Origin of the sequence: Paenibacillus sp. AR247, assembly GCF_002968895.1 — a bacterium.
GTDB lineage: Bacteria > Bacillota > Bacilli > Paenibacillales > Paenibacillaceae > Paenibacillus_AQ > Paenibacillus_AQ favisporus.
Genome location: NZ_PCZT01000010.1, coordinates 150158 through 158743, shown reverse-complemented (window position 1 = coordinate 158743; position 8586 = coordinate 150158). Strand labels below are relative to the sequence as shown.

The 8586-nt window shown below is 53.1% G+C and carries 9 protein-coding genes; 1 reads left to right on the top strand and 8 read right to left on the bottom strand.

Features of this window, described 5'->3' with window-relative positions; genetic code table 11:
- From CPT76_RS37630 to CPT76_RS40140, 4 genes are all read right to left on the bottom strand, one after another.
- Positions 1 to 264: family 43 glycosylhydrolase (locus CPT76_RS37630; protein ID WP_181152962.1), on the bottom strand; the 264-nt coding region annotated here is incomplete at its 3' end.
- Between the two features lie 423 nt (positions 265 to 687).
- Complete coding sequence (locus CPT76_RS20325) at positions 688 to 2085, bottom strand: family 43 glycosylhydrolase (RefSeq protein WP_105444247.1); 1398 nt, start codon at positions 2083 to 2085, stop codon at positions 688 to 690.
- A gap of 57 nt (positions 2086 to 2142) precedes the next feature.
- On the bottom strand, positions 2143 to 3144 hold the full coding sequence (locus CPT76_RS20320) for a glycoside hydrolase family 2 TIM barrel-domain containing protein (RefSeq protein WP_258168682.1): 1002 nt from the start codon (positions 3142 to 3144) through the stop codon (positions 2143 to 2145).
- On the bottom strand, positions 3113 to 3634 hold the full coding sequence (locus CPT76_RS40140; protein ID WP_258168681.1) for a sugar-binding domain-containing protein: 522 nt from the start codon (positions 3632 to 3634) through the stop codon (positions 3113 to 3115). Before CPT76_RS40140 ends, CPT76_RS20320 begins: the two co-directional genes overlap by 32 nt.
- 176 nt (positions 3635 to 3810) lie before the next feature.
- Between CPT76_RS40140 and CPT76_RS20315 the strand changes: the two genes are divergently transcribed.
- On the top strand, positions 3811 to 4725 hold the full coding sequence (locus tag CPT76_RS20315; RefSeq protein WP_105444246.1) for an ArsR/SmtB family transcription factor: 915 nt from the start codon (positions 3811 to 3813) through the stop codon (positions 4723 to 4725).
- A gap of 95 nt (positions 4726 to 4820) precedes the next feature.
- Here the strand turns inward: CPT76_RS20315 and CPT76_RS20310 are convergent, their stop codons facing one another.
- The 4 genes from CPT76_RS20310 to CPT76_RS20295 form a co-directional block, all read right to left on the bottom strand.
- Positions 4821 to 5780 (bottom strand): glycoside hydrolase family 43 protein, encoded by a 960-nt coding sequence (locus CPT76_RS20310; RefSeq protein WP_105444245.1) that lies wholly within the window; start codon positions 5778 to 5780, stop codon positions 4821 to 4823.
- 174 nt (positions 5781 to 5954) lie between these two features.
- Positions 5955 to 6755: a helix-turn-helix transcriptional regulator gene (locus tag CPT76_RS20305; RefSeq protein WP_258168711.1), complete on the bottom strand. Its 801-nt coding sequence runs from the start codon at positions 6753 to 6755 to the stop codon at positions 5955 to 5957.
- A 124-nt stretch (positions 6756 to 6879) separates the two neighbouring features.
- Positions 6880 to 7461: a hypothetical protein gene (locus CPT76_RS20300; protein WP_146116365.1), complete on the bottom strand. Its 582-nt coding sequence runs from the start codon at positions 7459 to 7461 to the stop codon at positions 6880 to 6882.
- 84 nt (positions 7462 to 7545) lie between these two features.
- Positions 7546 to 8586, bottom strand: a 1041-nt coding sequence (locus tag CPT76_RS20295; RefSeq protein ID WP_181152961.1) for a lipid II flippase MurJ, incomplete at its 5' end; no start/stop codon positions are given.

Here is an 8586-nt window from a genome sequence, read left to right as displayed (position 1 = left end):
GTCATCGCCGCAGCCGGTATTCGCCGTATAGTAGATATACCATTTGCCGTCGATATTGTGGATCTCAGGCGCCCAAATATCCTTCAAACCGGATGGGGGCGTCCATACCGTCTTTCGTTCTCCCAGATCGATCGCGGTCAGTGATCTGGATTTCCAAATGTCCAGCCTGTTGCCTAACGTGCGTGTAAAGTAATAGTACCCATCCGAATGCAGCATCACGTACGGATCTGCTCCCGCCGTATTGATCGGGTTTGAATAATTCATCGTTGATGCAGCTGACGTTGGGTAAGCCCCAAATGAAGTCCATGTCAGCATAAAGAGAAGAAGGAGCGATGTGCATTTAAAACCGATTCTTCTGACAGCATACATTGTTCTGGCACCTCCGGTATGTATAGTGGTTTTGTTGATCGCGATCACGCAAAAACCATTATAGGCCAGGAAAGGCATGTAAAGTTCCGGAAAGCGGCATATTTCTGCCGGACAAATAAACATAAGATAAACCGGATTCGACGGTCGAAAGCAAGAAAAACGTGCATCGACGTACATTACTAGAAGACAGACCGCGCACAGCTGCCCCAAAAACCAAAGGCCGGCTCAGGAATGAGCCGGCCACCGATATGGGTTCTTTTCAATGTTAACGTTCGGATTAAATTTAGCCTATGATTACGTGCAGATTATTCATTAAATCTATTTGGCCCGCTTGATGTCAAAAAAGTCGATCTCCCCGTAGCCTGCGCCCTTGGTGAAACGGATCGTGTTGGTGCCTGCATGGAGCTGAATGCGCGCCGTGGACAATCCCCAGTTCTCCCAGCCTTTATTCGTGATGTAAAAGGGGCTCGGCATGCCCGAATTGACGGCCAGCTGAAGATGGGACCAGTCCCCACCGGCCGTTCCGTTCGCGGTTCGTGCCAGCAATATATATTCGCCGGCTTTCGGCACCTTCACGGCATATTCCACGTAGCTGTCCGGCGTATCGATATGTCCGGCCTTCATGCCGCCCGACCCGTTTGGACTTTGCGAAGCGTACGCTGCTCCGCCGAACGTCCCTTTTTCCCCTTCGATGCGGATATGCGGCGTTTCACCGGAAGGCAGCGGAATCGGAACATTGGGATCGGCCGGTACGCCCAAATTGGGCGTATGGTCGGCATTCCACGTGAATTTCTGCATACGGATCTCCCGGTTCCATCCGGCACCGTCGAATTTGGCCGTATGGTACACGATCCAGTCTTCGGTTCCGTCGGGCGATTGGGTAAACGAATGATGTCCCGGGCCATATAGCCCGTTTCCAGACGCGAAGATCGGCTGGCTGCGTTTCGTCCAAGAGGCCGGATTCAGCAAATCGCTGGAAACGCTGGCTGTGATGAGCCCGAGACAGTAATCGTTCGTCCAGCTTCCGCTCGCCGAGTACACCAGGCTGATGACGCCATCCCGCACAACAACCTGCGGACCCTCGTTGACATTAGGCGAGTGGTTGGTCTCCCACGGATAGGTCGGCCTGGAAATTTCAACGCGGCTCGAGTCAATCGTCCAAGGATTGCTCATATGGGCGATGTACAGGTTCTGACTTACGTTGACATCCCCCTCCCAGCCCGACCAAATAAAGTAGAGCTGTCCGCCAGTCTGCAGCACGGTACCGTCGATAGCCCATTTATTCGTCGGGTCGGTGATCTGCCCCTTGTCCTGCCAGGTTCCCTGCGTCGGGTCCGCCGACGTATTTTCCATCACGTACATGCGGTGATTCGCGTTGTCGCCGTCATCCTTGGCGTAATAGATGTACCAGGCCCCGTCAATATAATGGAGCTCGGGGGCCCATATATTGCAGCAGCCTGTCTCGACAACTCGGGTCGGAGCCGCATCGATCGTTGTCAGCTCGGCTGATTTCCAGATCGTTACGTTGCCGCCCGTCGTTTTCGTGAAATAGTAATAACCGTCCGTATGTTTGTAAACCCAGGGGTCCGCTCCATCCTGCATGACGACGTTATAAACATTGTTCCGGCTGGAAGCCGCGTCCGTGACCTGCCCCATCGGGACGAGCAGCAGCATGCATAACGCAAGCAGCAGCGGATTACGCACTATAGCCTTCATATACAGGCATCCTCCTCTTCGGGAATATAAACTCTTACCGTAACCTTCACCCAAACCTTAATCTTCAATGGCCGCTTTGCGGGAATTGATGCGGCGAATCACTTCCGGATCAAACTTCTGGCGTCTGTCGTAGGTGTACAGCCCGTTTACTTCCTGTTCCACGTCATACAGCTGGGTATAACAAAATCCGAACATCATTGGGTGCTCCAGCAGAGCGCTCGTCAGCCCTTCATACCGCAGGAGAAACGCCTCCTCGGATGTCGGCCGGTCGCCGTAGCCCCAAGCCTTATCGTCCTTCTGGTCGGGGTTCCACCAGATGCCGCCGTATTCGCTGATAAAATAAGGCTGCCCGCCGTACGTCTGCCGGTTCGGAAACGTGTTATACACCTCGCCGCCCGTTTTCATCGGCTCGTATCTGGCCCGGAACGTTTCCGGATTTTGATCGTAATCGTGCAGGTCGAAAATATCCGTCACGACGTGGAAGTTGCCGCTGGTATCGATCACCGGGCGCGTCGGATCCAGCCGTTTCGTCGTCTCGTACACGATGCGCAGCACTTCGTTATCCTGCTTGGCGCCGTCCCGGTCCCACGTCTCATTGAACGGGCACCAGCCGATGATCGCTGGATGATTGTAATCCCGCTCCACACCTTCGAGCCATTCTGGCAAAAACCGCGACAAGCTTGCGGGAGTGGTAATGTCGAGCCCCCAGTTGGCATGCTCTCCCCAGACGAGGTACCCCAGCCGGTCGGCCCAATACAAGAAGCGCGGTTCGAACATTTTCTCATGAAGTCTGGCCCCGTTGAATCCGAGCCCCAGCGAAATCTCAATATCCTTCCGCAGATCCTCGTCCGTAGGTGCGGTGTAGATGCCGTCCGGGTAAAATCCTTGATCCAGCACGAGCCGCTGGAACACCGACTTTTCGTTGATCCGGAACGCCAGACCGTCCAGCCGCACCGTCCGCAGGCCGAAATACGAATCAACCGCATCGGCATCCGTCAGATCCGGCAGTTCGAGCGACAGCTTCAGGTCATACAGCCGGCCGTGTGTAGTCGCAGCCATGCGAGTGGAAGCGTTCACTTTGCTTGCCGCGCGGCTGGCTACCCGAGCGAACGTCATCCTCCGCATAGACGGTGACCACGTTGGCGCCTTCCTTGACATGCGGGGTAATATCGAAGCTGAACGAGGAGTACCCGCCGCGATGCGTGCCGACGGAGGTTCCGTTCACCCACACCTCGGTTTCGTAGTCGACCGCGCCGAAATGAAGCAGGATTCTGCCGCTGTTCCAATCCTCCGGCAAGGTGAATTCCCGCTTATACCACACGGCGGCCATGAAGTCCTTATATTCTACGCCGGACAGCTTGCTTTCCGGACAAAACGGAACGGTGATCGTTCCTTCGAGCGTATGCTCCGGCTGGTGGTAGCCGCGCTCCTTCCCGCTCTTGCCGTGATCGATTTCGAACTGCCAAGGGCCGTTCAAATTCAGCCAGCGGTCCCGCACCCATTGCGGACGCGGGTATTCGGGACGGGGGATGCTGAGGTTCGATTCCATAGAATAGCTCCTTTTTGGGTTGATTTTTGGTTAACTAATTAGTTAATGATTAATCTTGAAATACTCACATAGATAGTAAAATACCCGTAATATTTAGTCAATGATTTTCTTGTTTAGTTAACCATTTGGTTATACAATGGATAGACAACACCTATCAGACCGAATCGGAGGCATCTATGGAAATCAAGGTAAGCCAGGAAAATCTGCCGTTATTCGTTGCGCTGGCGTCGGATACGCGCATTCGGATGGTCGAAATGCTCAGCAAAGAAAGCCTTAATATTAGGGAAATGGCGCAAAGGCTGAATCTCTCCTCCGCCATCGTCACCAAGCATGTTCAGCAGCTGGAAGAAGCGGGCATTCTCCGTACAGAGGTGACCGCCGGCAAGCGCGGCATGCAGAAGCAGTGCTCTCTTCGTCTGGAGCAGGCATCGCTGGTGTTCAAAACGGACGAAGTCCTGCCGTCCGAGCCGCATCAAGACGGCTATGACGTCGACATTCCCGTCGGCCAGTACTCCAGCTGCCAAGTCAAGCCCACTTGCGGACTGGCTTCCGAAACCAAGCTGATCGGCATGCGCGACGACCCGCGGTATTTCGCCGAGCCGGAGCATGTCAAAGCCCAGCATATTTGGTTTGCCGCCGGCTATGTCGAATACCGCATTCCGAACTACGTCTCCGGCAAAAACAGCATCAGCGAGCTTCGCATCTCCCTGGAGATCGGATCGGAGGCGCCCGGCTACGCCGAAGATTGGCCGTCGGACATTACGTTTCTGCTCAATGACGTTCCCGTGTGCGTCTGGACCTCACCGGGCGACTTCGGCAGCGTACGCGGAAAGCTGAACCCTTCGTGGTGGGATCCCGGAAGCTCCCAGCACGGCCTGCTGAAAACGCTGCTGGTGACCTCTTCCGGCACGTATATGGACGGCGTGCGGATGTCGGATGTATCGATACAGGATATTCCGATCCTGCCCAAAAAAGAAATCCGATTCCGGATTCTGTCGCCGGAGGATGCACGGAACGCCGGCGGCGTCAGCTTGTTCGGCAGGCACTTCGGCAATTACGGGCAGGACATTCAAGTCCGAATCCGCTACTAAGCCAAAGGCTCAGGCCAAACGGTTATGTTTGCAAGAACATGCCGCTTAGTCTGAGCCTTTTTCGTACTCTTTTCACACGCTTAGCCTTCCTTCGATCATTCCTCTCCAGAAGGCACAGGTAGATAATGCGTATCGCTCCAGGGAACGCCGAAATCAGGCGTACCATCCGGATTCCACCCGAACTTCTGTATGCGCGTCGAGCGGAGGCTCGTATCGGAGCCGGGCGAAGGAAGGGCATGATAGACGATCCAGTCCTCCTGATCATCCGGAGACTTCGTAAAGCTGTTATGGCCTGTTGCATATACTCCGTTTTCTACACTTTTGCGAAATACAGGCTGCATCGATTTTTGCCAGGAAGACGGATCCAGCGGATCGGCATCTTCATTCATCGTGAGCATACCTAAGGCATAATCCTCAGACCATGTGGTGCTTGCCGAATACACTAGAAAAATCCGGCCGTTGCGATGCAGCGTGACGGGACCTTCATTAATTGCCATTCCGCCTTGCTTTTCCCACGGGAGTGTCGGGGCAGTGAGCAAGTGATGTTCCCCTGTCAATGTCCAAGGATTGGCCATTTGGGCAATATAAATCGCAGACCCATAATCGGGGAAGTTTCCGTAGCCGGCATACAGAAAATAGAGCTCGTTCCGCAAGGACATCACGGTGCCGTCCAATCCCGGGACAGGCGTCTCCAGCGCCCCTCTCCAGCTCCACTCGCCTTCCAGCGGATCAGCATTTTCGTTCTCCAGTACGCATATCCGGCGGGATTCATCGCCTCCCCCATCGTTCGCTGTATAGTAGATGTACCATTTGTGATCCAAATAGTGTATTTCCGGCGCCCACAAATTGCAGCTGTAGGGACCTCCCGGTTCGGGCGTCCAGATGGTCTTCTTGCGCCCCCAGACCAATCCGGTCAAGCTGGAAGATTGAGTAAGCTCCAAGCAGCCCGACCTTGTTGCCATAAAGTAGTAGCTGCCATCCGTGTGCTTAAGCACCCAGGGATCGGCAGCGTTGGCTATGATGGGATTGCAAAACGTCTTCGTTTTGGTGGACATCTTCTCACTCCTTTTTCCTGAACAAAGCAGTCATCAATCTAATTATCCCGTGCGACCCTATCGTAAACAATGTTGAAAGCGATTTACTTTTTGCGCATAAAAAGGAATTACCGAATCGTTTTCGACCGACGAAAAAGAGAACCGTCCTCCTGAACGGTCCTCATATCCTTCAATTCATTGATTTTGTTTACGCCATTCTAGTGGAGTGACTCCAGTCGATTGGATAAAGAACTCATAAAACCGGCTGGATGAGGTAAAACCGACCTCCGAGGCAATCAAATCGATCGCCTTGCTCGTTTGCTGTAACAGCCGTTTGGCCTCCATCAAACGAAGGCTGATGATATATTGCTTGGGCGAGACGCCGACCGATTCTGTAAATTTCTTCCGAAGGTTGCTTTCGGACAAAAAATGACGCGCTGCCAGTTCATTGACAGTAATGCGGGTATGATAGCTGCTGTGAATTTCTTTTAATACTTCTTCTATGACCCCGTGACGGATATCTGCTCCAGGCACCGCCGATTCTATGTTACGCTGGAATACCAGCAGTGCTGTCTCAAAAGCGATTCTCATCATGTTGTAGGAGTCGATCGTTTTCCTTTCGGAATTCCATTCTTTCTCCAACTGAAATAAACTGATTTCCACCCAGCGCGTATCGTCAGCGTCAAGATGGCTGCTCCGGATGCGCTGCGACTCACTCTCCGCTTCATGAAAGAGATACTGGCAGTGGACCGGAAGCTGATCATGGAGAAAATGAACGGAAACACCCTTCCAAGGTTTTGTACACACGAAGCCATGATGAAGCCCGGAAGGAATCAGGATCAGGTCGCCGGCAGCCACCTTGATATTCTGCTCGGAAGAGCTGTAGTATCCATCCCCCTCCAAAATAAGCGTTAACTCATCATATTCATGGGAATGCGACATAAAGAGGCCCTCACCTTGACTTGCCTGAAAGGTGTGAGGTTTAAAGCGCTCCATACTGACTACAAAACTCTTAACACGGTTTCCCAAAGTTAGCATCCTCTTTCCCTTGACGCTTCTTTCTCCTTTTCATTCTATGAAGTCCGCATCGCCTCGTCAATGATCCCGCTAAGCCGAAATTTCAATCCATCAGCGCAATGAGCCAAGCCCCGCTCGCTTTGTCCTTCAATAAAGAATAGGTCATGACGCCTTGCTCTATCTCTTTATGGTTTATATTTCGATAAAAAGTAACGACCACTTGAATACGTTTCGAGTCTTCCTCATAAGAAATTTCATTAACTTCGGAGAACTCAAACTTCAATCCATCTCCATTCATATAATCGAACCAATCCATATTCGCCTTGATGTCATTCTCACTAAGCATATTTTGTTTGAATTTCGCTGCATCATGATCAACAATAGCTTCCATATTATTTTGGACCTTCTCGGCTATATCCTGCGTTAAAAAGTCCTCCACGTGATCCGATAATTCAAAGAAAACGCCCTCTTGGAAATTCTCCAGACTTGGTTTATCCTGACGGAAGTCTTTTTGATAAAGAAGCGTTTTGCTGCCTGTTTTGGCATGGGAAGTAGCGGGAGAAGTGTTCGATTCATTGGCTTCCCCAGTGTTTTCTGCACGGTGAGTCACCACTTCCCGGCTGACATCCACACGTTTCGGTTCTTGAACACATCCAGAAGCAGCAACGATCGCTAGAATAGCCATGACATGAAGCCCCTTTTGAAACCTCATTTTACTCAACTCCAATTCACAGACGGCATCTATCCCTATATATTCCAATATATCACATTAAAAAAATGCACCTTCCCACCGGTCCAATGAGCACAAGAAAATTGCATCATTTGATCCTATGGAAAGATGCATATGAGAGTATACGACCCACTCTTCTGCAGTAAGGATGAACTCAACCTCTCTCAGGACACCGGAATCGTCGGCGCCTTCGGCCGGCTGCGCAAAGCCCGGGTCGCCTGCAGGGTGATGGCATACACGAGCAGCGATACAAGAATGGCCCCAAGCAGCGCAGCCGTCGCTCCCAGCTGAACATGCTGCTCCAGGAAACGATGCGCGGCCAGCCCCGTCACCGTCATGACGATCCCCCCGACTGCCCGCTTTGATCACCATGCGGAAGTCAAAATAAAAGCCGATCGACCCCGCCACCGCATAGAAGTTGAGCACGGTCAGCATCAGGATGCCGAGCCCGAACCCGAGCGCCACGCCGCGGATTCCCAGGTTCGAACCGAGCACGAAGATCAGGCTGATCTCAAAAATGTTGGTCATGATATGGTTCCACATGACGGTGGATGCTTTGCCAAGTCCAAGCAGAATCGCTTTCAGCGGCGCCTCAAAATAATGGAGGAAAAACAGCGGCGCCAGCAGCTGCAGCAGCACCCCTGCTTCCGGCGAATGGTACACGACCGTCGTCAGCGGCACCGCCCACATATACAGAATGACGGTGCAGGGCACGCCGACCAGCAGCCCCGTGCGCATCGCCATGTCCATGCGGCTGTGCATGAGCCGGGTGTCGCCCTCCGCGCTAGCTTCGCTGATCGCCGGGATCAGCGCCGTCGACAGCGACTGGGTGAAGAAGCCGGGGAGGAACAGCAGCGGGATCGCGTACCCTGCGAGCATGCCGAACTGCTTCGTGGCCATCTCCACGCCCACGCCGGCAAGGACGAGGCTCTTCGTAATGACGAGCGGCAGAAATGCATGATAGATCGAATGGATGAAGCCGCTGCCGGTCATCGGCAGGCCGATGCGCAGCAGGTCCCGCAGCGTGCGGTCCCCCTTGAGCCGCACGCTCGGAACAAACCGCCGCTGCTCCTTCGATTT